The organism is Ruoffia sp. FAM 26254, from assembly GCF_045528545.1.
Taxonomy (GTDB): Bacteria; Bacillota; Bacilli; order Lactobacillales; family Aerococcaceae; genus Ruoffia; species Ruoffia halotolerans.
This window is the reverse complement of record NZ_JBGQQY010000003.1, coordinates 78638-104883: the sequence shown is the minus strand read 5'-3', so window position 1 is coordinate 104883 and position 26246 is coordinate 78638. Positions and strand designations below refer to the sequence as shown.

At 37.2% G+C, this 26246-nt stretch carries 20 protein-coding genes and 1 rRNA gene; 3 read left to right on the top strand and 18 right to left on the bottom strand.

Annotated features, from left to right (window positions below; translation table 11 throughout):
- Nucleotides 1–202: ribosomal RNA gene (locus ACEN3Z_RS01880) — 16S ribosomal RNA — on the bottom strand; the annotation flags it as partial.
- Between the two features lie 967 nt (nucleotides 203–1169).
- On the opposite strand from ACEN3Z_RS01880, the gene gshAB reads away from it, so the two are divergent.
- Nucleotides 1170–3449: a bifunctional glutamate--cysteine ligase GshA/glutathione synthetase GshB gene (gshAB, locus tag ACEN3Z_RS01875; protein ID WP_407089352.1), complete on the top strand. Its 2280-nt coding sequence runs from the start codon at nucleotides 1170–1172 to the stop codon at nucleotides 3447–3449.
- A 108-nt stretch (nucleotides 3450–3557) separates the two neighbouring features.
- Complete coding sequence (locus ACEN3Z_RS01870) at nucleotides 3558–4403, top strand: hypothetical protein (RefSeq protein WP_407089351.1); 846 nt, start codon at nucleotides 3558–3560, stop codon at nucleotides 4401–4403.
- A 57-nt stretch (nucleotides 4404–4460) separates the two neighbouring features.
- On the opposite strand, the gene ACEN3Z_RS01865 is transcribed toward ACEN3Z_RS01870, so the two are convergent.
- From ACEN3Z_RS01865 to ACEN3Z_RS01800, 14 genes are all read right to left on the bottom strand, one after another.
- Nucleotides 4461–5468: a lipoate--protein ligase gene (locus ACEN3Z_RS01865; RefSeq protein ID WP_407089350.1), complete on the bottom strand. Its 1008-nt coding sequence runs from the start codon at nucleotides 5466–5468 to the stop codon at nucleotides 4461–4463.
- An 18-nt stretch (nucleotides 5469–5486) separates the two neighbouring features.
- Nucleotides 5487–6569 (bottom strand): M42 family metallopeptidase, encoded by a 1083-nt coding sequence (locus ACEN3Z_RS01860; protein ID WP_407089349.1) that lies wholly within the window; start codon nucleotides 6567–6569, stop codon nucleotides 5487–5489.
- Nucleotides 6570–6675: 106 nt separating this feature from the next.
- Complete coding sequence (locus ACEN3Z_RS01855) at nucleotides 6676–7659, bottom strand: NAD(P)H-quinone oxidoreductase (RefSeq protein WP_407089348.1); 984 nt, start codon at nucleotides 7657–7659, stop codon at nucleotides 6676–6678.
- Nucleotides 7660–7798: 139 nt separating this feature from the next.
- On the bottom strand, nucleotides 7799–9130 hold the full coding sequence (gene nox / locus ACEN3Z_RS01850; protein WP_407089347.1) for a H2O-forming NADH oxidase: 1332 nt from the start codon (nucleotides 9128–9130) through the stop codon (nucleotides 7799–7801).
- Between the two features lie 516 nt (nucleotides 9131–9646).
- On the bottom strand, nucleotides 9647–10906 hold the full coding sequence (locus ACEN3Z_RS01845) for an ABC transporter permease (protein WP_407089346.1): 1260 nt from the start codon (nucleotides 10904–10906) through the stop codon (nucleotides 9647–9649).
- On the bottom strand, nucleotides 10906–11643 hold the full coding sequence (locus tag ACEN3Z_RS01840; protein WP_197105233.1) for an ABC transporter ATP-binding protein: 738 nt from the start codon (nucleotides 11641–11643) through the stop codon (nucleotides 10906–10908). The genes ACEN3Z_RS01845 and ACEN3Z_RS01840 overlap by 1 nt, the downstream gene beginning before the upstream one ends.
- 77 nt (nucleotides 11644–11720) lie before the next feature.
- The gene (gene coaBC, locus ACEN3Z_RS01835) at nucleotides 11721–12941 is read right to left on the bottom strand and encodes a bifunctional phosphopantothenoylcysteine decarboxylase/phosphopantothenate--cysteine ligase CoaBC (RefSeq protein WP_407089345.1); all 1221 of its coding nucleotides are present in this window, start codon (nucleotides 12939–12941) and stop codon (nucleotides 11721–11723) included.
- A gap of 147 nt (nucleotides 12942–13088) precedes the next feature.
- Complete coding sequence (locus ACEN3Z_RS01830) at nucleotides 13089–14663, bottom strand: LPXTG cell wall anchor domain-containing protein (RefSeq protein WP_407089344.1); 1575 nt, start codon at nucleotides 14661–14663, stop codon at nucleotides 13089–13091.
- 382 nt (nucleotides 14664–15045) lie between these two features.
- Nucleotides 15046–16887, bottom strand: a complete 1842-nt coding sequence (locus tag ACEN3Z_RS01825; protein WP_407089343.1) for a hypothetical protein — start codon at nucleotides 16885–16887, stop codon at nucleotides 15046–15048.
- Nucleotides 16888–17046: 159 nt separating this feature from the next.
- Nucleotides 17047–17676: a PepSY domain-containing protein gene (locus ACEN3Z_RS01820; RefSeq protein ID WP_407089342.1), complete on the bottom strand. Its 630-nt coding sequence runs from the start codon at nucleotides 17674–17676 to the stop codon at nucleotides 17047–17049.
- A gap of 204 nt (nucleotides 17677–17880) precedes the next feature.
- Nucleotides 17881–18258: a hypothetical protein gene (locus ACEN3Z_RS01815; protein WP_407089341.1), complete on the bottom strand. Its 378-nt coding sequence runs from the start codon at nucleotides 18256–18258 to the stop codon at nucleotides 17881–17883.
- 493 nt (nucleotides 18259–18751) lie between these two features.
- Nucleotides 18752–20005: a hypothetical protein gene (locus ACEN3Z_RS01810; RefSeq protein ID WP_407089340.1), complete on the bottom strand. Its 1254-nt coding sequence runs from the start codon at nucleotides 20003–20005 to the stop codon at nucleotides 18752–18754.
- 146 nt (nucleotides 20006–20151) lie between these two features.
- Nucleotides 20152–21132: an ABC transporter substrate-binding protein gene (locus ACEN3Z_RS01805; RefSeq protein WP_407089339.1), complete on the bottom strand. Its 981-nt coding sequence runs from the start codon at nucleotides 21130–21132 to the stop codon at nucleotides 20152–20154.
- An 835-nt stretch (nucleotides 21133–21967) separates the two neighbouring features.
- Nucleotides 21968–22855 (bottom strand): MBL fold metallo-hydrolase, encoded by an 888-nt coding sequence (locus tag ACEN3Z_RS01800; RefSeq protein WP_407089338.1) that lies wholly within the window; start codon nucleotides 22853–22855, stop codon nucleotides 21968–21970.
- 257 nt (nucleotides 22856–23112) lie between these two features.
- On the opposite strand from ACEN3Z_RS01800, the gene ACEN3Z_RS01795 reads away from it, so the two are divergent.
- Nucleotides 23113–23655 carry a QueT transporter family protein gene (locus ACEN3Z_RS01795; protein WP_138404707.1) on the top strand — a complete coding sequence of 181 codons (543 nt, stop codon included), beginning with the start codon at nucleotides 23113–23115 and terminating at the stop codon, nucleotides 23653–23655.
- 1 nt (nucleotide 23656) lies between these two features.
- Here ACEN3Z_RS01795 and ACEN3Z_RS01790 read toward each other — a convergent pair whose 3' ends face one another.
- The 3 genes from ACEN3Z_RS01790 to ACEN3Z_RS01780 all read right to left on the bottom strand — a co-directional run bounded on the left by ACEN3Z_RS01790 (nucleotide 23657) and on the right by ACEN3Z_RS01780 (nucleotide 26242).
- Nucleotides 23657–24259, bottom strand: a complete 603-nt coding sequence (locus ACEN3Z_RS01790) for a TetR/AcrR family transcriptional regulator (RefSeq protein WP_407089337.1) — start codon at nucleotides 24257–24259, stop codon at nucleotides 23657–23659.
- A 124-nt stretch (nucleotides 24260–24383) separates the two neighbouring features.
- Nucleotides 24384–25214, bottom strand: a complete 831-nt coding sequence (locus ACEN3Z_RS01785; RefSeq protein ID WP_407089336.1) for an aldo/keto reductase — start codon at nucleotides 25212–25214, stop codon at nucleotides 24384–24386.
- Nucleotides 25215–25609: 395 nt separating this feature from the next.
- Nucleotides 25610–26242, bottom strand: a complete 633-nt coding sequence (locus ACEN3Z_RS01780) for a V-type ATP synthase subunit D (protein WP_407089335.1) — start codon at nucleotides 26240–26242, stop codon at nucleotides 25610–25612.
- Nucleotides 26243–26246: the final 4 nt, after the last annotated feature.

Sequence of the window (26246 nt, the reverse complement as noted above, 5' to 3'; positions counted from 1 at the left end):
TGAACCAGGCGGTTCTGTCGTCTATGCGGTATTAGTCATCGTTTCCGATGGTTATCCCCCGCTGAAGGGTAGGTTTCCCACGTGTTACTCACCCGTGCGCCACTCACGTCAAGAGAACAAGTTCTCCGTCAGTGCGTTCGACTTGCATGTATTAGGCACGCCGCCAGCGTTCGTCCTGAGCCAGGATCAAACTCTCATAATTGATTGTTTGAGCTTTTGCTCATTACTATTCTAGCTTTGTTGACCTTTTTTAAACTGGTGGTCGTCCAGCGAAATTGTTTGGTTGTCTGTTCCGTAGAACAGATCCCCTTACACATTTGGTGTGTTTATCTTTGTTCAGTTTTCAATGAGCTTTCGTTGTCGTTTTGTTGAACAACAACTTTTATAGTTTATCACGTTCGCGTTGTGGTTGTCAACACTTTTTTAAAAAGTATTTTCAACTCCGTCTCGAAGTGATGTCGTTTGTTTTAACAACTTTTATAGAATATCACAGTTGTGACTCGAAGTCAACAACTTTTTTGAAGTTTTTTAAATAATTTTCAAAACTATTTAACACTTCGTTGTGATGTTGTCGCTGTTTGGCGACTTACATATCTTATCATGCGGGCTATATTGTGTCAACAATATTTTTTCACTTTTTATCAGTGCTGCCTCATTTAATCGTTGTCGCAAATGACAACTTTTAAATAGTAACATGTTTGATATGGTAGTGTCAATCACTTTTTTCACTTTTATTATTTCTTTTTTAAAGTGACGTGATCTCAAATGACAACTTTTATATCCTATCATGCTTCGAGTAATCTGTAAAGCATTTTTTGAAACAAATGTGTGATTCGCTCCAATAGTTGTAAGCGCTACACATGTTGTAGTAGCAACTTATGTTATATTATCATCGACGAATCATTTCGTCAATACTTTTTTCGCTTTTTTGTAAAGTTTATGTAAATTTTATGTAACCTTACAAAGTTATCGCCAAACATTGTTACAACGTCTCGTGACGACAAGTGATAATATACCATGGGTTGCTGTATAGTGTCAACACTATTTTGTACTTTATTCATAATTCTTTATTTCTATTGTAGCTTTTAACTTTTGGAATCACTTTCTACTATATAAAGTCTAATATTATTGTATAATGTATTATACTCTTAATTCAAAGGAGGATTATAGTGAAGATACAAGAGAGTTACTTTAAACTTGATCAAGTTCCTGGCTTGTGGCTTAGTACTGTTGGACTTGAGCGAGAATCTTTACGTGTTAACCATGTTGGGAACATATCTAATCACCTTCATTCTTCTGAATGGGGAACTCGTAAACAACAACCTTATATACAAACTGACTTTGCAGAAAGTCAATTAGAATTAATTACACCCCCTACTGTGTCAATCAGTAAACTACAAGATTGGTTAAGCTCCTTCCATCAGATCGTCGCAACGACGAATGAAAAGAACGGAGATTTATTATGGCCGTTTAGTACACCGGTAATTATCCCAGAGAATTCTGAGGATATTAAGATTGCTCAGTTAGAGAAGATTGAAGAGTATAATTACCGGGCATTTCTAGCCGAACTATACGGTAAGCATGTCCAATTAATTTCTGGAATTCATTATAACTTCCAGATTAATCCTGATATCGAACATGATTCATTTGAAGCTCAGTCTGATTATGACGATGAATTACAATTCAATAATATGATTTATATGCATTTAGCTAGAAATTATTTCCGCTATCGTTGGTTACTAACATATCTCATAGGCGCTTCACCTTATGTTGCTCCTAACTATGCGACAAACTTATATGGTAAACCTCATGCAGAAAGAATGCGTTCAATTAGACAAAGTCGTTATGGTTATCAGAATAAAGAATCTGTTGTGATGAACTATGATTCTTTAGAAGACTTTGTTACTTCTATAGAAGATGCCATTGATTCTGGTGCTCTTTCTTTAGAGAAGGAATTGTACCGTGATGTGCGTCTCCGTGGAGGAGCGAATGCCCGAGAACTTTTAGATAAAGGGATTAGTTACCTTGAATTTCGTAACATCGATTTGAATCCTTATCACCCTCATGGGATTGATGATGAAACAATCGCATTAGTTCGTCTTTTTTTAATTACACTTTTATTTATCCCAGATGTAAAATACGACACTGAGATCGTAAAAGGAACTAAGATGAATTATGCAACTTCAGAAGCGGACGCTTTAGATGCTCCAATGGACATAGATGAAGCTAAATGGTTAGTCACTGCTATGCGCGAAGTTGCCGATCAATTATCTAACACAGATAATGTCTCTTCTATAGTAGATAAAGTTGAAGCTTCACTTGAAGATCCTTCATTAACTTTAGCTGGACGCATTGTTGAAGAAGCAACTGACTATGATAGTTTCCTTGAGATGGGCTTACGCCTTGCCAAAGAACATCAAGAAGTTTACTTAGATAAACCCTACTTACTACATGGCTTTGAAAATCTCGAGTTATCAACACAAGATGTGCTTAAAGAAGCAATTAAAGCGGGTATTAAAGTAAGAATCATTGACAGTGAGGAAAATGTGATCGAATTATCGTTCCAAGGGCAAACTGAATACGTCAAAAGTGCAAATATGACTCGCCTTGATTCTTTAATCAGTTATTTCTTAATGGAAAATAAAGTCGCAACAAAAGTTTTACTCGATGAAGCGGGTCTTAATGTTCCATCCGGAACGTCATTCAGTCATATTGAAGAAGCAAAAGCATACTACACTTCCCTACCCGACAAAGCCATTGTTGTTAAACCTAAGAATACAAATTACGGTTTAGGTATTACTATCTTTAGAAGCAATCCAAGTGAAGATGATTATATTGATGCTTTGAACTTTGCCTATAAGGAAGATCATACAGTTTTAGTTGAGGAGTATATAGAAGGAACTGAATTACGCTTTTATATTCAAGATAATCAAACTATGGCAATTGTTGAACGTCGCCCAGCTCATATCATTGGAGACGGAATGTCTACCATTGGCGAGTTAATTGATGAAGTGAACAAAAACCCCCTACGTGGACGTGATCATAAAGCACCTTTAACAATCATTGAAAAAGGTGAAATCGAGACCCTTCAATTAAAAAACTATGGATATACTTTTGATTCTGTACCAGAAGATGGTAAGACAGTATATTTACGTGAGAACAGTAATGTGTCGACCGGTGGAGTTTCAATTGATCGTACCGATGATACGCATGAAGGTTATAAGAAGATTGCTGAAAAAGCTTCTCAATTACTTGAAGCAAGCTTCTGTGGTGTAGATATCATTATTGAAGACTACACTAAAGAACCTACTCAGGATAATTACGGTATTATCGAAGCAAACTTTAATCCGATGATTGCGATTCACCGCTTCCCAGGCGAAGGAACACCTCGTCTTTTAGGAAAAGCAATGTTAAATCAATTATTCCCTGACGTTTATAATAGAGGGTAATATTACAGTCGCACGTTTACATAAATTTTACAATTCCTTTATTAGAGCGTATGCTTCACTGACGTATAATAGCGTTAGTGAAGTATTTTTTATAAAGGAGCAGATTGGATGATGAAGTATTTGAAATATGTCGTAATCGTATCACTAAGTCTCACTGGCTTAAGTGGAGCTACACCTGTTTTTGCAGAGGACGTTAAGTCTTTAGCAGAAGAAGAGAATAGCGTTTTCGTTGATGCTATGCTTAACGAAGAAGTTTATTCAGTAGAAAAATTACATGAAACCTTTGGAGAGCCTAGCTCAGAAGAAGAACTTGATGATTCTACTTCGCGTCAATTTTTCATTTTAGAAAGAGAAGATGAAGCGACAAGTTTAGAAGTGATCGCGGATATCTCAACTGAAGATGCCGAAGAAGTGATTAATCTGACATTTAACATCGATTTCGAAGATGTCGTATATGAAGATGCGGATGCTTTTTCCGATACCTACTCTGAATTAGTTGATCATGCTTTAGTGTTGCACAATGAAGGAACCGTGATTGAAAGAGATCAAGTGGTTGAAACGTTGGGTGATCCAACTACAATTACCTTAGCTGGTTCTTATGAATTATTAGTTTATTCAGTTGGTGATAGTGATTCAAGTACTGATTACATCGTTGTGTTATTAGACGATAAAGTCTACGCTTTAAATGAACATTCGAATGCCGATGATAATCTCGAGAAAGACTTTGGCATTACACCATCTCAATTGAATCAGCTTTCATACACGAGTGGAGTGACTTATAACGAAATGGTTGATCAAATTGGACAACCAGATAGTATCTATCATGACTTCCCTAAATCTGTTATAACTTATGTTTGGTATTCAGATACCGATGAAGATTTCTCAGAAATCAGCTACATCACTGACTTCCGTGATATTATGGTTGGTATTGGACATCAATTACAAGATGAATAATTAAAAACAGCCCCGCTGATTTGTTTTAATGCAAATCAGCGGGGCTTTCTTTAAGTTTTATGCGAAAATTAAGTTGACAATCTCTTCTAAAGTCGTATTTCCAAAATATTTATTCACATCAACATCGGCTAAAGCTTCTGTCACTGCTTGGCGTTCATATCTTACGCCATTTAATTTCTCTTCAACATCTTTGATATTACCTAAACCAAAGAAGTCTCCATAAATACGTGCATCTTTAATGACACCTTGACTCACGTTAAAGCGAATATCAACAAAACCGAATGGGAATTTATGACTTTGTTCAAAATCAAAGTCCGGTGATTTACCATAATTCCATTCCCAATTACCCATACGTTCTTCACGCAGTTTATACACGCCTTCCCAAATCTCATCGGTTAATTTAAATTCTGGGACATCTTCACGTTTATCCACTCCGAAGATTTCTAAAAGAATTAAATCTCTAAACTCTTCTGTAGATAAATCGCGGTATTTTTCATCAACGTAAGGTTTGATATTTGTGACACGTGAGCGTACCGACTTGATTCCTTTTGATTCAATTTTAGCTTTTCTTGGTTTTAATACATTATTAGTCTCGTCTAAATCTGAATCAAATAAAATAGTTCCATGAGCAGTCATTCGACCGTCTTTAGCGTACATAGCATTTCCAGAGAATTTCTTCCCATCAATAAGTAGGTCATTACGCCCTTCTAAAGCTGCTTCCGTTGCTCCCATCTTATGTAGAGCTTCGATGATGGGTTCGGTCACACTCTTGAAGTCGCGGAAAGTTCCATCATCATCCTTAATAAAGCAGAAACAAAAGTTTCCCAGATCATGATACACGGACCCACCACCAGACATACGACGAACAACTTGCACATTATGTTCGTCAACATACGATTGGTTAATTTCTTCCGTCGTATTTTGATTACGTCCAACGATAATTGAAGGTTCATTAATATAGAATAGCAGAATCGGTTCGTCAACTAGACGATTTTCTACTAAATAAGTTTCTAGTGCAATATTTAAACTGGCATCATAATTATTACCATTATCCACAAAAATCATAGTTGTTATCCTCTTTCTCTAAACATTTTCTTTAATTGTCGCAACAGTTTCTGTATTTAACTCATCTAAAATTGCTGTCACTAGACGAACTGTATTCTTGAAGTCATCTTCATGAATCACTGAAGTAGTTGAATGTAAGTAGCGAACCGGAACAGTAATCGCGATTGAAGGAATTCCTGCTTGAGCTGTATGAATCGATCCAGCGTCTGTTCCTCCACCTGGAATAAATGTATATTGGAATGGAATGTCATGTTTTTCAGCAATGTTTACTACAAAGTCACGTAAACCTTTGTGAGAAATCATCGACGCGTCAAAGACAATAACTTGTGGCCCTTTTCCTAATTCACTATCCGCTTCTGCTTTAGTCATGCCTGGCGTATCACCTGCAGTACCTGTATCTAAGGCGATCGCGATATCTGGTTGAACTAAGTTCGCAGCTACTTTAGCACCGCGCAAGCCAACTTCCTCTTGAACATTCGCCCCAGAATAAAGTACTGTTTGATGGTTTTTTTCTTTGGCGTGTTTTAAGACTTCTACTGCTACCGCCACGCCAATTCGGTTGTCCCATGCTTTCCCTAGTAGGAATGGTGTGTCGTTTAGGCGACGAGTTTTAATTAACGGTGTAATCATGTCACCAGGACGGATGCCCATTTTTTCAATGTCTTCTTTTGATTGTCCTCCAACATCGATAAAGATATCTTTCATATCAATTGGTTTTTTACGCGCCTCTGCTGTCAATACGTGAGGTGGTTTTGATCCAGTAACCCCTTCGATTTCTTTACCTTCTCTTGTTGTAATAACAACTTCTTGTGCGAGTACAACTTGACTCCACCAGCCACCAATCGTAACGAATTTGATGAATCCTTTATCAGTGATTTCACTGACCATGAAACCAACTTCGTCCATGTGAGCTGCCATTAAGACTTTAGGTCCCTCTGCATCTCCGATATGTTTACCGAAGATCCCTCCTAAACCATCTTGAACGAATTCGTCCACATAAGATTCTGTTTCTTTCTTGAAAAGTTCACGGACTTGCGTTTCATTTCCTGCAATTCCATTAACTTCAGTTAAATTTACTAATAATTCTTTATTCAATTCCATACATTCATTTCCTTTCTGATTTTCCTTCATACTGAATATTTTAACACGTTTTCATTATAAATAGTGGTTATAACACTTAATAATTTGATGTTTTCTATATAAGTCATTACTCACTGATTTTGACGATTATTTTCCCGATATTTACGTTGTTTTCCATCATTTGATGCGCTTTTGGTAGTTCTGAGAAATCTAGTACTTCATGAATAATTGCTTTGATTGCTCCTGTTGCAAAATACGGCATAACGTTCTTCACGAACTCTTTCGTCAACTCTCCTTTATATGCATTACTTCTTGGCGTCAGGAGCGTTCCTTTTAGGTGAATTCGTTCTTGCATAATATCTAAAATATTAAATTGCTCTACTTCAGATCCGCCTAGTGTCCCAATCAATATCCATCTCGAATCAATTTTGGCACTTTTAAGATTTAAGTCGTAATATGATGCTCCAATAAAGTCTAAAATAACGTCAACACCTTCGTCATTTGTTTCTTCAAGCACCCGTTTGGCGATATCTTCTTCTTTATAATTAATCGGAAAGTCAGTTCCTAATTCTTTCATCTTATCTAATTTCTCTTTGCGACTGGATGTCGAGAAAATTTTGGCATCGCTCAATTGCTTAGCCATTTGGATTGCGGCTGTTCCTACTCCACTAGCTCCAGCATGAATTAAAATACTTTCATCTTTTTTCAAATCGCCTAACCAGTATATAGTTTGGTAAGCAGTTAAGAAAACTTCTGGTATCGCTGCGCCTTCTTCGTAAGTGAGATTCTCAGGTAAAATCATCGCGAACTCCGCAGGCATGACTGCGTATTCTTGATATGATCCTTGAATCACTAAGCCAGCTACACGTGTTCCCGGTTCTAAATCAGTTCGATTTGAGCGGTTTTCAATAATTTCCCCGGCAACTTCAATTCCTAAGACTGGATACGGCGCCTCTAATTGTTTGTTCTTACGCGTCAGAATCTCAGTTCGGTTAATACCGAAAGCCTTTACTTTAATTAACACTTCACCATTTGTGGGTAGTGGAGTTGGGCGTTCTTCTTGAATTAAATTATCTACGCCACCCGGTTCAGTTATTGACCATGCTTTCATGTTATTCCTCCTAAGTGATTGCCTTTTCATGGATAAGTTGTTCGTCCTCTCCCCTATGATATCAAAAGTACTAAGAAGAACAAAAATCTTAGCTCAAAATAAAAAACCGCTATAAAATAGCGGTTTGGGTTTGAATATATTATTTTGCTTTTAATGCAGCCATTGTGATGTAGTTGTAAGGTTGGTTGAAGTGAGGTAAGAAGAAAATATCTGTTAACTTCAACGTATCTATCGTTACTTTTTGTTGAATGGCTAATGAGAACATATGAATAGTTGCTGACATGTCATAATGTGAAGCAATTTGAGCTCCCACAATACGGCGAGTTCCTTTTTCAAAGACGATACGGATCTTAACTGTTTCATTATCGCTCATGTAAGGTGATTTTTGAACATCTTCATGCTCAACATAATCCACATCAATACCAAAACGTTGACAAGCTTTTACTGAGTATCCCGTTGATACTAAGTTTAAACCAAAGATTGAAATACCGTTTGATCCTTGAACACCCACGTGTTCTAAGTCAGTTCCAGCAACGTTATGTCCTCCAACGATTCCTGAACGAACAGCGTTACTTGCTAATGCGATGTAAGCTGTATCTTGTAATGCATTAGAGTAAACTGTCGCACAGTCACCAATTGCATAAACATCTGGATCACTTGTTTGTTGGTGACGGTCTACTAAGTAAGCTCCATTCGCAAATAATTCTAAATGGTCTTGACCTAAGTCATTGTTTGGACGGAAACCAATCGCGTTAACTACTAAATCAACGTCATAGTGACCTTTATTTGTTTTAATTGCTTTAACACGACCTTCTTCACCTTCATAAGCTTCAGCTAATTCGTCAAAATGTAAGTCTATGCCATTGTCAGCTAAGTTTTTATCCATTATTTGAGCAAACTCTTCATCATAGTAGTTTGATAATGATGTAGACATTGCATCAAATAATAATACTTGTTTACCTCGACGTTGAATTGCTTCTGCAATCTCAACACCAATATAACCAGCACCGATAACAGCAACTTTTTCAATCTTGTCACTATTTAACTCTTCATCAACCGCTTGTCCTTCTTGGAATAATTTAAGGAAGTGGATTCCGTCTAAGTCTTTACCTGGTACATTTGGTTCAATTGGTTTAGAACCAGTAGCTAAGATTAATTTGTCATATGACTCTTCAATCTCTTCACCATCTTTTGTTACAGCATGAACAACTTTATTATCGTAATCAACACGATCAACCGTTGTTTCCATTAAGATTCGAGCACCTTTATCTTCAAAATCTTTACTCTCTGTATAGAATAAATCATTACGATTTTCTACTTCGCGAGCAACCCATAAAGCAGTACCTGCTCCAACATAACTAATGTTATCATTTTTCTCAATTAATACTACTTCATGACCTTCGTACTCATCAAGTAAAACATTCGCTGCAGCAATCCCCGCATGGTTAGCACCAATAATTACAACTTTCATCAATTATTTCCCCCTAATATACCTTTTTAAATCTAATAAGTACATCATATCACAAAGTAATTTAAAATTTAAGTTAAAATATTATGAGTAACTTTGTGAAAACAGCTTGAATATTGGCTTAACGGAGTTTCCATCCTATTCAACATCCTTATAATAATTGCTTATAAGCTTGTGAAAATTGAATTTAAGTTTTTAACCGCTGTTCCAAAATCCTTTTATTCCAAAGTTTATAATCTTTTAATTCATTATTTATAGGCAATTCCAGAAATTCGGGTTTGTAAAAATTTGCAAGTTAGCGAACACAATCAATAGTTTGTGAAATAGATTATTATGAAATGTTAAACTCAATATGTAACAGAGTTGGCATTGGCTGTGAATTTTGGAATTATGGGGATTTAGGTCCTTGAGAATTTCTCAAAGATGGTTTTTCGCAATTTGGTGCCCTGAAATTTTCTCAGGGACACAATTATCATTCCAATTCAAAAAAGCGCCCAACATTGTTGAGCGCTTCCCTATTTAATCTGTCTGTTTTTTGTACCACCATGGTACATATAAGAATATCATCAACATCGCCACTGCGATCCAAGCCATAATAATATAGGCTAACTGAAGTGTTAGTGGCTGAGTCATTACAGCAATCACTGCATACACAAGCAATTGAATAAAGGCAATGACCAAAGATGTTCCTTGAAATGCCTTAACAATAGACCCTTCTCGGTTTGGATAAATAATTTGAAAAGGTTGATTACTATATAATTTCATCAATGGAACTAGCTGGATAAACGTGAGTACATGACTCAAGATACCCATTCCTAATAACATCCAAATATTACTTGTCATCATGATCAGTACTGAAATAAATAATGTTACGCGTAGCCAAACACCACTGTATGCATTATTTCTAAATATAGCTCTCAAGAATAAGAATGAATAGCGGTTATTATTCAAGTTCTTCATGAATGACAGTACCCCATCTAAATATGGACGGCGTTTAATCGATGGTCTCAAGTGAGGTACATCCGCAAAAATCGAAATCCACTTATATAAACTTGCCTCACGACGCGTCTCTTCTTCCACAATATGATCAAAAGCCACCCAGCGGTTACTTCTTTGAGTCATCGCCCAGGCGATATAAACAATCAAGAGTAAAAGTATCACCAAAGGTATGTATATATTAAATGTCACAGGTAAACTAAACGTTATGAATAACGCGACTGCAACTAATAAAGTATGATGCCATCTGGATAGAGGTCGCCCAATAATCTGAGCGAAGCCTAAATTAAAAATATCTAAATACAGTAACGAAAAGCTGACTGCTTTGAAGGCAAGCATATAAAGAATCAGCAACCAACTTTGGCTCAAACTCCAAACAGAAATCAAATCTAGAAACGGCATAATCATTGCTGTTCCGAGTGAAATAATAATCGCTGGTAAGACTAAAGATACTAAAGCACCTTTCAACCAATAACTATGCCACTCTTCTCCTCGAGCAAACAAATAACTTTTGTCAGGATCCTTCGTAAACCACATCGGCTGTCCAAATTGAAATATCGTTGCCAACCAAATGACAACACTCAGGATAATTACCCAACGAATAACACTTAAGTCTAAAGCTTGTAATTGAATCAGTAATTCACGGTAATACAATGCACCAAAAGCTAAGATCACTAGCATAATAATTGAAAAGTGATCATTCATGATTAGCCTTGCATACTTACCAATTTCCTTTAAATAATTTGAAAAGCGCTGTTGCCATAAGCTTTTGAAGTCACCCATTAAAGCGCCTCCTCTTGCTCAGTCATCGCGATATAAATATCGTCTAACGAAGCTTCCGGCATCATAAATTGCTCTCTCAACTGCGAGACATTACCTTGACCGATTAAAACTCCTGCTCTTAACATTAAGAAGTAATCGCACAACTCATCCGCAATACTCAACACATGCGTTGTGAATAAGATAGCTGTTCCATCAGCTGCACGCTCTTTTAATAAATTAGTAAAATCACGAATCGCAATGGGATCTAAGCCTAAGAATGGTTCGTCAATAATTAAGATTTTTGCATCTGTAATTAATGCACAGACTACCATCACTTTTTGTTTCATTCCTTTTGAAAAATGCGTTGGGAACCAGTTTAGGTTCTTGTCAAGTCTAAACATCTTCAATAAAGGTTCCGCACGCTGCATGGCGACATCAACAGGAATGTTATATCCAAGGGCCGTCATTTCAATATGCTCTCTTAAAGTCAATTCCTCATATAAAATCGGTGTTTCTGGAATGTAAGCAATATTTTGTGCATAATCTTTATGGCTATCAACAATTGATTGGCCGTTAATCTTCACTGACCCTTGTTGTGGTTCTATTAAACCAAGAATAGTCTTTAATAATGTTGATTTTCCGGCACCATTTAATCCGATTAAACCAACGATTTCTCCAAATTTAATTGAAAAATTAACATCTTTCAATACAGGCACTTGTCTGTACCCACTAAATAAATTATCTACTTGTAGTGTCATTATACTCTCCTTTATCGAAGTAAAGTTACTTAGTCATTATATCATATCCATCCGAACTTAAGATGAACTGACAGCGACTAATTAGTTGTATGGTTTGGGTCAAGAATAATGCGCCAAATTTTTAAAGAAACATTTAACTTAGAACGCACAGAAATTTCTTCATAAGTTCCATCTGCTCCAATCACTAATACTTCATTATGCGTCGAGTTAAAACCAATGCCTTTATTTGATACATCATTAGCAATAATCCAATTCGCATTTTTCTTTCTTAATTTACCTGAAGCATACTCAGATAAATTCTCAGTTTCAGCCGCAAAGCCAATTAAAACTTGATTCTTCTTCTCTTTACCAAGTGTTGCGAGGATATCTGGGTTCTCAGCGAAATCAAGTTGGAATGAATTATCATTACCTGCTTCTTTCTTAATCTTTTGATCCGCACGGTTAAGGACACGATAATCGCTTACTGCTGCAGCCATCACGACATAATTCGTATCCAAAAAGTATTTATTCAACTCTTGTTGCATCTCAACAGCAGAGTCCACATAAACTGCTGTAATATTATGAGGCACCTTTAAATCACGTTTAGTTGAGATTAAAGTAACGTCCGCTCCATAAAAACTTGCCGCTCTAGCCATCGCATACCCCATCTGACCAGATGAATCGTTTGAAATGTAGCGTACAGGGTCAATTCTTTCAACTGTTCCACCGGCAGTTACCACAACTTTTTGTCCTTCAAGCCATTGTGGAGAATTATGACACATATATTGGTACTCAACCATCTCAACAATGTCTTCTACAGACGGCATACGCCCTTTTCCACTATAACCTTCAGCTAAAAATCCTTCGTCAGGTTCCATAACGACATAACCAAAAGACTCTAAGCGACTAATATTCGCTTGAGTTGCTGGATTATCAAACATTTTAGTGTTCATTGCCGGAACGATCACACGTAAATTATTTACTGCCATTAATGTACTGGACACAGCGTCATCTGAAATACCATTAGCCATCTTTCCTATTATATTCGCTGTTGCTGGTGCAACTAAAGCAAGATCTAACCAATCAGCAATATTAATATGTTGAATCGATGCAGGATCATGTTCATCAAAAGTATCTGTTAGTACTGAATGTTTAGTTAATGTTTGTAAAGTCAGTGGCGTAATAAATTTCTGAGCACTTTCACTCATAACCACTCGAACGTTAGCTCCTTTTTTAATTAATTGGCGCGCTAACTCGCCCATCTTATAACTGGCAATTCCGCCGGTAATAAATAAACCTATATTTACTTGATTTAGCATTATCACTCACTCCTTGTCATTATATTAATTGTAAATGATATTGGACGGACTGACTAGTCATATATACTCTTTTTGCTTTATTCTATAAAAATGTGCACATAAAAAAGACCAAGCCGAAGCTTGGTCTTAAAGTCTAATTATTTAAAATTAGTTTTCTTTTTTGAATGAAGGTGCTACTAAACCAACACCAGCTAATACTGCTAATGCAGCTGCTCCAAAGATTGCGTATGATGAAGACTCACCAGTTTCTGGTAATTCTGCTTGTCCAGAACCGCTGTTAGATCCACCATTGTTAGATCCGTTTCCGTTGTTAGATCCACCGTTGTTGTTGTCATCTTCGTCATCTGATTCTGATTCGTCATCTGATTCTGATTCGTCATCTGATTCTGATTCGTCATCTGATTCTGTTTCGTCATCTGATTCTGATTCGTCATCTGATTCTTCTGGATCTACTGGGTTAGCGTCGTCATCTTCGTTTTCTCCACGTAATTCTTCAGCGTGTTTTTTAGCTTCTTCAGCTTTTTTAGCTGCTTCTTCTGCTGCAGCTTCTAATTCTTCACTTGATTTACCTGTGATTTCTTCAACTAAGTTTTGTTGCTCATCAGTTAAGTTTTCTAAACTTGGGTAATCATTTGTAGCTTGTTGTCCTACAACTAATTCGTGTAAGTTAACGTCTAAGTAAGCTTTTTCAGAGAATAAGTTTTCTAATGCTGCTTGTGCTGAAGCTAAAGCGATTTGTGCTTGTCTTAAAGCTGTTTGTGCAGTTGTATTAGCAGCTTGTGCATCAGCTAGTGCAGCTTGAGTTTCTTCAACAGCTGTAGCAGCTGCAGCAGCACGTGATTGTGCGTCTAATAATGCTTGTTCTGCTTCTTCGATAGTTGCGTACTCACCGTATGCATTGTTATTAACATATTCTTGCTCTAAATCAGCTAAAGTAGTTGTTAATTTAGCGTTTGAAGCTGAGATAGCAGCGTCACGAGTAGTTGCTGCAGTTGAGATTGCGTTATCACGAGTTGTAACAGCTGCATTACGTTCGTTAGTTGCAGTTGTTAATGCTGATTCAGCTACTGCTAATGCTTCACGTAATTGTGCTTGAGTATCTTCTGGTAATGTTGCAAAGTCTTCAGCGTTTACTAAAGCTGCTGCTTCTGCTTGAGCTGTAACAGCTGCGTCATAAGCGTTGATAGCAGCTTGAGCTGATCCTTCAGCTTCAGCTACTGCGTTAGCATAAGCATATTCAGCATTGTCAACTTCTTCGTCGTTTAATTGTTCTGCTGCTGCTACTTTACGAGTATATTCTCCGTAAGATTCAGTTAAAGCATCTACTGCTTTTTGAGCTTCAGTTACTGCTAAGTCAGCTGCTTTTTTCTCAGCGATAGCTGCATCGTTATTTGCTACTGCATCAGCGTATGCTGCTGCTGCGTCTTCAGCGTTTTTACGAGCTGTTGCTAAAGCTGCTTCTGCTGCTTCAACTTCTGCGATTTTTCCTGTTGCTGCAACGCCTGGACGAGATTCAACACCAATTTGTCCTTCTAAAGCAACAATTTTAGTTGTGATTTCGTCTAATAAACGGTAGAAGTCTGCATTAGATACGTTTACTAATGTTTGGTATTCTGTTCCGTTGTTATCTTGGTAATAAGCGTCTACTGCTGGTGCAGCTACTGTTGATAAAGTTAAAGCTGCTGCTGAAACTACTGTTAATTTTAATAATGATTTTTTCATTAAAATTTCCTCCTGTATTTTAGGTCTTTTTTGTAAGATAGTCCTAAGCGACATTACAACTGGCAAGTTAACATGCCTAATTGATAAACTTACCAAAACTGAAATTCTTTATAAGAGATAAAGAATTTCTTAAGTTCATCTTAAGGAAACTATACCAATTATTAATTTTATCGTCAATCGTTTTCAGAAGATGACATATTAATGTAACATTTCTGTCAAATTTGAGACTTAATATAAGTATTAGTAACTTTAAGACTTTGGCAATTCAATTGTAATCTGACACAGAATACGTACGTGCATTTCTTATGTCTTGTATACATTATAACTTACTCCTTAAGAAAATCAACAACTATTTAAGAAATTCTTAAACTTTCTAAATAATTTACTCTTGATCGTAGTAGTATAACTCTACTTCATTAGTTGATCCATCTTCAAAAGCTTCGATACTACGCATTTCTGGATCTTCAAAACTTGTCCAAACATATCTTATTTGATAGCTACCTGTGAATAGATGTTCCACAAGATCAGCTTTTTCTAAATGACTTTCTAAATTACTAATAGATAATTCTTCTCTAGCAACATCAAATAGTTCATCTATTGTAATCGGGAATGCTTCATCTAATTTAGGCGTTCTGTTTTCAAAACGCATAGTTGATACTTGTTCTGTTTCAGTATCTACTTCTAATTCTAGTAAAGTAACTCTTTCTTCTTCAATTGCATAATAATAGTAGAAATTATACGTACCAGCTTCTAGTAGCCGACTTGGTTCACCTAATAGTTCAGTTAATTGATTTGGATCGTAATTTAATTTACCTTCTTCTACCATAGATACTAGCTCTTCATATCCAGATACAATCATATCAGCTTCAATTAATGTGTTAGGATCATATGTTTCTGGTGCAAATCTTGAAACGAATGGACTGCTTGCTAGTTCATCTTCAACTTCAACTTCATCCTCAGTTGTCTGTGTTTCTTCACCTTCTATAGTAGATTCAGATTCTTCTGCAACTTCGGGTTCTGACTCTAAACCTTCTATATAATCTAATACTTCAAATTGTAGCTGATCGATTAACAATCCTTCAGTACGTTCAGTAGTATTATGTTGTAATACAAATCGGCTATCAACAGTAACTAACTCATCTGAGCCTTCTATTTCACTAGGTGTTGAAAAGGTAGTATATGTTACATCATTTGAAAGAATTTGATAGAATCCATTGACAAAAAAGTCTTTTGCGTATAGATCTTCTCTACTCTTATTAACCAACCCTTGAAAAACTTCTGATGTTACAACTGGAATATCACTTTCGTAAGCAGTTGATTGGAACATTCCAGCGCCTACTAAGTTACCATCTTCATCACCATATAAGATGATGTTTACCGGTGTCGTTTCTTCTTCTGATTCTGCTGTTTCATCCACATAACTTAAAACCACTATGATTTGTCCATTTACGTTTTCAGTTCTTATTGGCACAGCATTACCAGAGAAGTTTGCTGTAATATCATGTAATGAGCTTCCAACAGCTCCATCTTTATTAATATCAGTTAAATCATATTCGTTGATAAGTGCTTGATAGTCCTCCCATGCTAATACAAAATTAGGATCTTCAAGAGACGATGATAAAAGTGCCGTTAAATTTTCTAAGTTTGCTGCAACATCATACTGGCTTGCTAAACTATTTTCAGTTGGTTCAGCAGATTCATCTGCAGTCACTGAAGGCACTTCAGTTCTTGATTCAGTTCTTGGCGGAATGTATGGATTTGTCGGATAAGTAGGTGTAGGCGTTGGAGTTTCTTCTGAACCATCCCCGTCTGTTCCCTCTTCATTTTCTTCACCAGTACCGTCTCCATCCTCTTCTTTAGGGTTCTCTTCGGGGTCTGGCTCTGAGTCCGGGTCTGGCTCTGAGTCCGGATCCGGATCCGGCTCTGGATCTGGTTTTGGATCCGGATCCGGCTCTGGATCTGGATCTGGATCCGGCTCTGGATCTGGATCCGGCTCTGGATCTGGATCCGGCTCTGGATCTGGATCTGGATCTGGATCCGGCTCTGGCTCTGGATCCGGCTCTGGATCCGGCTCTGGATCCGGAACAGGTGTTTCCTCAGCCGCAGGGTCCGATACAACAGGTAGCCCTCCATCTTCTTCAGCTTGCACAACTGTTGCCATCGATCCAACAATTAAATTCGCACTTAGTAAACTTACGACAAGGGTCTTTAAAGATTTCTTCATCTATGTCACTCCTTCATATTGTATGTAACAATTATATCATCATTCTTAAGTTAATGTAGTCAAAGCAGAAGTTTCTTATAAATATTTCTATATATTTATATTTAAAGTTGTACACAGCAAAAAAAGGAGGCTTTTTCAAGCCTCCTTAAATAAATTTGATTAGTCATCGAATTCAACGTTTAGGATGTCTCCTGTTTCTGCATCGATTTCAATGTGTAATTTGTTATCATCATCGTCTCGATCTGGATTTTCTACACCATCAATTTCAATTTCCCAACGGACTCTTCCGTCATCGCTATCTAAGTCCCAATCAGTGATTGTTCCTTCGCCAGCTTCTTCTAAAGCAATTTCAGATGCTTCATCAATGGTGATTAAGTCTTCTAAGACTAATGCTTCACCATCGTTATCATTATCGTCTTCATTATCTTCATCGCGGTCAGTAATTTCTACTGGGTCTACACTAAAGTCCACTTCGTATTCAATATTATCTTCAAATCCATGAATCGTAATTCGGTATTCTTCATTTCTTAATTCAACTTCTAACTCTTCTATTTCTGCATTAGGGTATTCTTCTTGGAATAGTGCCACTGCATCATTAAGGGCTACTTGTAAGTCACTCTCTTCAGTTTGGGCTTCATCTGTACTTTCAGTACTTTCTTCTGAGCTAACTGATTCTTCAGAAGTAGATGCTTCTTGAGAATCATCTTGGGCAGACACGTGTGGCGCAACGGCAGTTAACATTAATCCGGCCATTCCTAACAATGCGAAACTTTTCAATGATTTCTTCATTATTGTATCACTCCTAATATTTTTTTGACTACAACTCTATTATATAACATTTCATTAGCAACTCAAATAAGACGCATATTATGTGCAAATTATATATTGCCATATATATGACATTTTAAAAATATTTACGAATGTTTTTCTGTCTACAGCTACTATTTTATATAAAAAAAGCCACCGGTATGGCTACGTTTCATAATTTCTGAATTAATTCTCTTCTTCTCCTACGATTTCAGCAATTTCTGCATCTGGCATGTCTTCAAATTTACCGAATAAGACAATTAAGAATGAAACTCCGAATGCCAGGATCATTACAATGATGCTGTTAATTAAGTTTTCAAATAATCCATCTGGAGAGATAAAGGCTGGAAGTGCAGCAATTTCTGGATTTACAAAGGCATAAGAATAGAATTCAACAATACCGGCATAAAATCCTCCGGCTAAACCGCCGATAATACTTGCGATCATTACGCGTTTATAAGGAATGGCGATACCATATAAAGCCGGTTGCGAAACTCCTAAAGCAGCTGTAACAACTGCTGTCACTGAGTATTGCTTGTAACTTGAATTGTTTGATTTAATCATGACTGCTAATGCTGCACCAGCTAAAGCTAAGTTGGACTTGTCGTTGGGTGTAACATGAATTAGGCCACACAGACTGCGAATACTTGGTTTGTATTAAATACTTTTGCCGCTGGATAAGCGAGTAGGACAGGCAAGAAGTAGAGCACTGCACCCTGAGATAGTTTCTAGGATAATATATTCTGCGCGACCTTCTTGAATTAATCCGTGTGAATGTAACAAGATTGTGAAGTCTTATAGAATACCAGCCGCACTTAAGGCTACTAAGTTTGGTGCGAATATATTTTTTAAAGCATCTAGTACTTTATTTAAGATGCTCCCTGTTTCACATCTTTCACGGTCGTCATAAATAATTCTCCATCAATCTTTGATAGCGAGTATATTATATATATTTCACTTTCAACATTCTACCGTTTTTCTATAGTAAATGACTCTCGCTGTAAAAAAGAACTCGTACTTGAATTGCCTCAAGTACGAGTTCTAAATTAAAATTCAATTATTTATCGTCCTCATATTGATCTGCGTTTACACCTTCTTCATCTGCTGGGGGATTATCGTCGTGTCGACGCATCTCATCTTCAAATTCACCCAATGGATGACCTTCTTCTTGGTCTGCATAGCCATTTGTGTCTTCTGGACTTAGTGTATTAAAGTTTTGAGGGCCTTTATCTTCTGCTCCATACTGTTCAGGGTTTACGCCCTCTTCATTTGCTGGGGGATTATCGTCATGTCGACGCATCTCATCTTCAAATTCTCCCATTCTCGGATCATTATTCGAACGGTTTGATACCGGACGTTTGCTGTCTCCTACTCCCATGAAATCACTGCGCCTCCCTTCAGACTCTCTTTCCAGGCTTGTTTCTTCACCTTTTAAATAATCATCTTCATCATGGTAGTCTGTGGATGAAGTCGGTGTAGCTGCTTCTTGATTTTTTTGGTAGTACTGTGAATAATCGGAAGAGTCACCTATATCTCCAGCAACGCCACCTTCTTTTCTATCCGCACGTAACTTTTCATCAGCTACTGGATCTTCTGTGTAAGTAACGTCATTTGACGATTTGTTTGCTACATCACGGTCAGTTTGCGGTTGCCTATTAAGATTTGTATAGTAGGCTTCTGCTTCTTCTGATTCTCGTGCAGTATCTCCTGCTACTTTGTTACTTTCATCGTATTGAACATTTTCGGTGACAGTATATTGACGGTCGTCTGGGTAAACTTGTGAGTCTACTTGAGTGCTATCTTTTTGATGCTCTTTAGAGTAGTCAGTTTCTGCACCCATATCACCTGCGATAACTGTTGCATTTTCTGAATCAGTTGTTTCATCTGGTGTTGGATAGTCATTCCTTTGTGTGAATGTCTCTACTTGGTTGGGATCATTTTCTTCCATAACATTTACATTCGTATCCACTGAAAGTGCTTCGCCTTCATAAGTCTTCTCTACGACGACTAATATCTTGTCGTCATCAAGTTCATTTTGATAACCTTTTAAATCAACTGGGAAATTCTCATCCTCACCGTCGTCAGATCCAAAGAAATCAGCGATTCGATTCCAAAATGATCTATGGTCATCGTCATCATCATATTCTTCTAACTCAACGACACTCGCGGATTGATTTGCTTCTTCCACAACATCATCGTCTGCATAGAGTGAGATTGCACTCACAGGTATTCCGGCATCTGTTAAATTTTGAACTGCTTTATTCGCTTCTTCGATTCTGTCATAGACTGCATATACAAATTTTTCATCCATGGTAGTTCCCCCTTAAATAGTCTCTTACTTATTATAAATATTATACCGTGGTATCGTTTTCTATACAAACAATACGACAGCAAGTCATGAAAAGTCTTATCATTTCTTGCTGTCAGAATTGTTATTATTCATTTGTCATTGCGTTTTTATTCTTTCATTAAATCATAAATTTCTTGTGGGTCAATGCCAATAGCATTTGCGTAATCTTCATTAACAACGAGTTCTAAGTAGTTAGCTAACTCTACAGGTGTTGTTGCTGGGTCAAGGTCTTCATCGATAATTCTAACTAACATCTCGGCCGTTTGAACACCAAGTTCATAGTAATCTAGTCCGTAAGTTGCTAGACCGTTTTCTAAAATCATATCATTCGATCCACCGACCATTGGAATACCCGCTTCTTTTCCGATTTCTCCGACAAGTGCCATCGATGCAGCGATATAGTTATCTGTTACTAAGTAAATTCCGTCCACTTCTTCATTAACTAAGGCGTTCATTGCTTGGCTAATATCATTTGTTGATGAGATTGTCTTAATGACTGGTTCAATGTCTTGCTCTTCTAAGATTGGTACCGCGATATCGACTTGGTATTGGGCATTAATTTCACTCGAATTATAAATTAAACCAATTTTTTCTGCTTCTGGTACTAATGGGAGTAAAATTTGATTGATTTGTTGTTCAATGGGTCCAATATTTGTTGTTCCAGTTAAATTGCGTCCTGGTTCTTCTAAGGAATCCACCACGCCGGCTCCAATTGGATCCGCTACAGATGAGAATAAAATGACCTTATCTTGAGTTGTATTTGCTAAAGCTTGTGCAGATGGTGTCGCAATAGCGAATAAATAGTCACTTTCTGCTTCAATACTGCTTGCGAGTGATGGAAGTTGGCTAACTTCTGCTGCAGCGTTCACATAATTGACCGTCAAGTTTTCTCCTTCAACATAACCTAATTCAGCTAAGCCTTCAATGAAGCCTCGGTAGTTTTCATCCAATGATCCGTGGGCATTAAATTGTAATATCCCAACGCTAATAGGTTCTCGTTCTTGTGCGCTGACTGTTGTTGATGAGCCGTATAGGATACTCACTAATGCTAAGCTGACAACTAATAATAGGTTAATAATTTTTTTCATGTTAATTTCTCCTTTTTGATTTGACTAAAAGCGACAAAAAAACCTAGCGAGAAATATAATCTCGCTAGGCAGGAAGAAATTAAATAGGTCCCTCAATGAAGAACGCATCTTATCTCACACTCGCAAAGATTATAATCTCTAGAATAATCTATGCGGGCTCCACACTTTTTTAGCACCTCATAGATACAAACAAACGCTTGTACGTGTTTGTATCCAATTAGGCAAGATACAAACACTATCTAAAGTTGCTAAAAAAGAAACGGTTATGTTGTGAAATAAGTTTTGAATTCATCTTTAGTCCTCCATTGATTTGTTAATTAGAATTATACAGCTTACATTAGAGTTTGTCAATCCATTTTAATCATTTTATCATTTTCATTATATTAAGTTACGCCTAATAGCGAGATACTGCTTTTTTAAGCATCTGGATCACCTTAACCTTTCTTTATAGTATCGGTCAAAAACAATCCTTTTCACTCCCTTCAGCATGCCGTATTCAATAAGCAACACCAACCACGACCTCTTTCTAAGCCTTTGAGACACATAAAAAGCCCCTACGCACTGCGTGCATAGAGACTCGTTTGGAATGTATGAATAAGTTTAGAAAGATCACAAATACTCTCAGTTCTAACTTTTCGCACTGAGGTTTTGTTTGTGTGTAATTGTGAAGTTAAATGAAGCGATAATGAATGAGTCACAAAATTCTTATGATTAGTCTTTATTAGTTTTAAAATCATCATGAAAATCATACCCACTCTCATTGTTTGCTCATCTTTCCTTCATAAATCTATTGTATTACAACGACCTATCCTTGTAAAATAAAACACACCCTATTTTAAGTTAATTTTCCAATATTTTCCGGCCATTCAATGATTGGATTTTTCTCTCTTTCTAGGTAATCAATGACTGTTTTGCCATCTCGATCAAATTGCAGCATGCAATAATACGCATCATGATAGAAGATTAGTTTATAGCCGTTCTCAAAGGCTTCGGGTAACCACTTTTGCTTTGCAGCGATAGTGTCCATAGGATAGTCATCGTAACTACTTACCCATGCTGGATTCATTGACGCTACGGTAAGAAGTAAATCTGACAGATGGAGTAGAACTTCGTCTTTTTGAGTCAATTTAACTATTGCTAAGCCATTTGAATGTCCACCTGTATGAAACATTTCTATACCTGGAATGATTTCAATCCTATCTTTGAACACTTTGACTTGTTCTTGAATGGGTTCCCAGTTTTCTTTGAGGTAGGTTCCTTTAGTACGAACGTTGGGATTTTGTACTTCTTTCCATTCGATCTCTGTCATATAAATCGTAGCATTTGGGAAGACTGATTCAAAACCCTCCTCAGTTGCGCGAGTTAAACCACTCGCATGGTCATTATGCATGTGTGTCATGAGGATGACGTCGATGTCTTTAGGTGTTAAATTTAGTTGAGACAAACTTTCAGTTAGTCTTGTTTCATTTTGAACACCGATATTACGCCAGTCTTTTTTATTGAACTTATTCGTTTCAAATCCAGCATCAATTAAGTAATTGGTGTTTTTAAATTGAATGAGGATAGGGTCTTCAACGGAATTCATTTGGTTATGATCATTGTTTGGATACTTTTTAGACCAGACGGCTTTAGGCACCGGTCCGAACATGTTCCCTGCATCATTCAGTGTTGAAGTTGATTCTAACCAAGTCAGCGTCATATCATGGAATTTTAATGTATTCATATATTCACCTTTCTATGTAACTGTTTTCATAATCATTGTAGCATAAGTTCTGTGGCCTCTCCTTAATTTTTACTTATAGTGGCTATTATTTACGTTAAACCTTTGTTGTCTTCAAAGGCTTTTTAATGTAAACTATATAACGCTGTTTAGATGATGACTGAATAGTACTATGGCACTTCAGCAGAATATGCTCCTGTCCTTTGGCCGTAGTTATTACTAGCATAGCAATGCTATGACTATAAAGGAGATTGATAAAAATGGGAAATAATCATCATGTCGATAGTTACTCTAGTTTTGATACACAAGGTTTAGTTAAGGCTGGATTAGTGACTGCATTATATGTTGTCATTACCATGTTCGTTGCTCCAGTGGCTTATGGACCCATTCAGTTTAGAATTTCAGAAGGTTTAAACTTTATGGGACTTTATAATAAACGCTACATCGCTTCAATTACTTTAGGGGTGCTCATCGTGAATGCGATGCAATCTACGATTGTTGATGTGGTTGTCGGTAGTTTTCACACACTGGTGTCATTAGTTTTAGCGCGTTATTTAGGTAATTTAGCGGTGAAAGCTTTTGGTAAGAAAGTTAAAGACCCAATGATTATTCGTTACGGTGTGATGACTCTTGTCTTTACATTTACAATGTTCATTATCGCGGCTATGTTAATGTATATGGGCTTTGCGGACTTCTTCTGGGAAACTTATGCCTTCTTAGCTTTATCAGAGTTTATCGTGATGACCATCGGTGGATTAATTATGTATTATTTAATTGCACCACGCATAGATTTTCATAAATAATTTATAATAAAAAGCTCCCTGTCATTTTAATGTCCTGGGAGCTTATTTTTTGTTGCTTAATGAATACTTTTAAAAATGGAATCGCGTCTTTTACATATGTGGCAGGTTCTTCTGCATCTTGGTCATCAAACCATTCTTGTGATAGCGAGAATAATCCTGATGCGAATAAGGTTGCTATTTTGTGAATTTCTTCTTCATCGAGTGATTCAAAGTGTTTCTTCAATTGTTGTGAGTGAATGACTTTAAGTTGATCCACGACTAATTGGTTGATTGTCACAATGTATGAGCGTTGGCATTGTGTGGCCAAGCGCATGTGGAAGGAACATAACTTTTCAAAAAGAGAGACAATGTAGTCTTCATTTAATTGAACTTCACTATACTCTTCACGATTCAATTTCAGTTGGACATCTTCAAATAAAGCTTTCTCCATTAAATCATATTTGTCTAAGAAATGATTATAAAAAGTTGCTCGGTTTATTAAAGCTTCTTCAGTAATATCTTTGACTGAAATATTTTCGAAAGGTTTTCTTTCTGATAATTGTATAAATGACTCGATGATGGCTTTGCGTGTTCTAGCGACACGTGGATCTATTTTGGTTTCCATATCTATCCCTCACTAACTAGTACTTTGTAGTCATTTTATCATAAGTGTGATAAAAACAACACTAGGCGAGTATTATCAAATAATAAAAGACGAGTCCTTGCGGATTCGTCTTTTTGTGTTTAATTTAGAATTCTTGATACTCTGCTGGATTTTGATCTTTCTGACGGCCATCTTCATGAGACATAGAATTGATCTTAGCTACTTCACCTTCAGATAAATTGAAATCAAAGATATCAATGTTCTGACGCTGTCTTTGATAATTTCCTGATTTTGGAATAGGTAAAAATCCTCTTTGGATGTGCCAACGTAAGATGACTTGATATTCCGTTTTATTATGTGCTTGAGCGATAGCTGAAATTAAATCATTCGACATCATGTCAGCCGCTCTTCCGATTGGGCTCCAAGCTTCTGTAATGATACCTTTAGATGCTTCATACTCACGTTGTGCTTCTTGATTGAAGTTTGGATGCGTTTCTACTTGGTTTACTGCTGGTAAAACGCCCGTTTCTTTTTCCAGGCGGTCAATATGTTCAGGTAAGAAGTTTGATGTCCCAATTGAGCGAATAAGGCCAAGTTTTTGTGCATCAATGAGTGCTTGCCAAGCTTTGACATATTTATCTTCTTTTGGATTTGGCCAGTGGATTAAGTATAAGTCAATATAGTCTAAGCCAGTTCGAGCAATCGATTCCTGAATCGCAATCATTGCTTTATCATACTCATGGTAACGGCCGGGCAATTTAGACGTCAGTGTGATTTGATCACGTGACACCCCACTATTACGAATCGCTTTACCTACAATTCCTTCGTTTTCGTAATTATAAGCAGAGTCAATTAAACGGTAACCAGATTGAATCGCCGTTTCAATTTGACGCACTCCTAATTCGCCTCGTAAACCGTAAGTTCCTAAGCCAACTTTAGGAATCGCAAACCCATCATTTAAAATATAATTTTCCATCAATTACAATCACTCCTTTAACCATAATAGTATCACGAAAGCGCTGCTGTGACTAACTTTATGCGCTACTGGGAAGGGATGGTGTGTTTGCGGGACGTCGCGGGTGAGCACCACACTCTGTATTTTCAATTGCGGGACGTCGCGGGTGAGCACGACACTCCGCATTCGCATTTGCGGGACGTCGTGGGGGAGTACGACACTCCGTATTTTCAATTGCGGGACGTCGTAAGTGAGCACGACACTCCGTATTTTCAATTGCGGGACGTCGTGAGGGAGCACGACACTCCGCATTCGCATTTGCGGTACGTCGCGACACTCCACGACGCCCCGCGACCCATAAATCCCTCATAAAACAAGAAAAAACCCACCGATCTGGTGGGTTTCCTCTTTTATAACTAATCTTCTTGATCGAAATCTTTGATTTTCATCAGACGTGTAATTTCTGCCCGTTCGTTTTCGTCAAGTTTCATTTGAATAGTTTTGATTGTTTCTTCCAAGTCTGGAATTGTTCGTTCGTGTAAGGCATTTACTCGGCGTCGCGTTCTTTCGATTTCATTCGCCAATAATTGACTCGTCTTTTCAAGTTCAGCGAGTTTTAACATTTTAGGTAGAACATCACTGAATTCTTGTAAAGTTTCATCTAAGTCTGCGTTCGAGTTGATGTAACCATAGTTCAGTGACTGATCATCTTGGTCATCTGAACTGAAGTGCATTTTAGGCACCTTTACACTCATCATATTTTCCTTACGAACATCTACCGTTACATCGTATTGAGGGACTAAAGAAATCTGTTCTAAATATTCCTCATGCAGTAAAGCTTTTGCCAAGGAAAAGTTTTGCATTCCTTTTTTCAGGTGGCCCTCAACTTCTTGACGATAGGCATTGTTCTCACGAATTAATTCGATAAAACTACGCATTAACCCGTCTTGTTTGTCTTTTAAGACATCATGCCCGCGTGTTGCTAATGCTAAACGGTCTTTCAGACGAGCAAGTTCCATTCTTGTCGGATTAACGTTTAGTTGTGCCATCGCT

Bases quoted from the DNA above. Each gene is read 5' to 3' on its own strand.
- ACEN3Z_RS01860 (WP_407089349.1), bottom strand. From the start codon at position 6,569: ATGGAATTGAATAAAGAATTATTAGTAAATTTAACTGAAGTTAATGGA.
- ACEN3Z_RS01780 (WP_407089335.1), bottom strand. From the start codon at position 26,242: ATGGCACAACTAAACGTTAATCCGACAAGAATGGAACTTGCTCGTCTG.
- ACEN3Z_RS01855 (WP_407089348.1), bottom strand. From the start codon at position 7,659: ATGAAAGCATGGTCAATAACTGAACCGGGTGGCGTAGATAATTTAATT.
- ACEN3Z_RS01865 (WP_407089350.1), bottom strand. From the start codon at position 5,468: ATGATTTTTGTGGATAATGGTAATAATTATGATGCCAGTTTAAATATT.
- ACEN3Z_RS01820 (WP_407089342.1), bottom strand. From the start codon at position 17,676: ATGAAGAAATCATTGAAAAGTTTCGCATTGTTAGGAATGGCCGGATTA.
- ACEN3Z_RS01870 (WP_407089351.1), top strand. From the start codon at position 3,558: ATGATGAAGTATTTGAAATATGTCGTAATCGTATCACTAAGTCTCACT.
- ACEN3Z_RS01815 (WP_407089341.1), bottom strand. From the start codon at position 18,258: ATGATTAAATCAAACAATTCAAGTTACAAGCAATACTCAGTGACAGCA.
- nox (WP_407089347.1), bottom strand. From the start codon at position 9,130: ATGAAAGTTGTAATTATTGGTGCTAACCATGCGGGGATTGCTGCAGCG.
- ACEN3Z_RS01805 (WP_407089339.1), bottom strand. From the start codon at position 21,132: ATGAAAAAAATTATTAACCTATTATTAGTTGTCAGCTTAGCATTAGTG.
- ACEN3Z_RS01845 (WP_407089346.1), bottom strand. From the start codon at position 10,906: ATGGGTGACTTCAAAAGCTTATGGCAACAGCGCTTTTCAAATTATTTA.
- ACEN3Z_RS01800 (WP_407089338.1), bottom strand. From the start codon at position 22,855: ATGAATACATTAAAATTCCATGATATGACGCTGACTTGGTTAGAATCA.
- ACEN3Z_RS01825 (WP_407089343.1), bottom strand. From the start codon at position 16,887: ATGAAGAAATCTTTAAAGACCCTTGTCGTAAGTTTACTAAGTGCGAAT.
- ACEN3Z_RS01830 (WP_407089344.1), bottom strand. From the start codon at position 14,663: ATGAAAAAATCATTATTAAAATTAACAGTAGTTTCAGCAGCAGCTTTA.
- ACEN3Z_RS01810 (WP_407089340.1), bottom strand. From the start codon at position 20,005: ATGGATGAAAAATTTGTATATGCAGTCTATGACAGAATCGAAGAAGCG.
- ACEN3Z_RS01790 (WP_407089337.1), bottom strand. From the start codon at position 24,259: ATGGAAACCAAAATAGATCCACGTGTCGCTAGAACACGCAAAGCCATC.
- coaBC (WP_407089345.1), bottom strand. From the start codon at position 12,941: ATGCTAAATCAAGTAAATATAGGTTTATTTATTACCGGCGGAATTGCC.
- ACEN3Z_RS01840 (WP_197105233.1), bottom strand. From the start codon at position 11,643: ATGACACTACAAGTAGATAATTTATTTAGTGGGTACAGACAAGTGCCT.
- ACEN3Z_RS01785 (WP_407089336.1), bottom strand. From the start codon at position 25,214: ATGGAAAATTATATTTTAAATGATGGGTTTGCGATTCCTAAAGTTGGC.
- ACEN3Z_RS01795 (WP_138404707.1), top strand. From the start codon at position 23,113: ATGGGAAATAATCATCATGTCGATAGTTACTCTAGTTTTGATACACAA.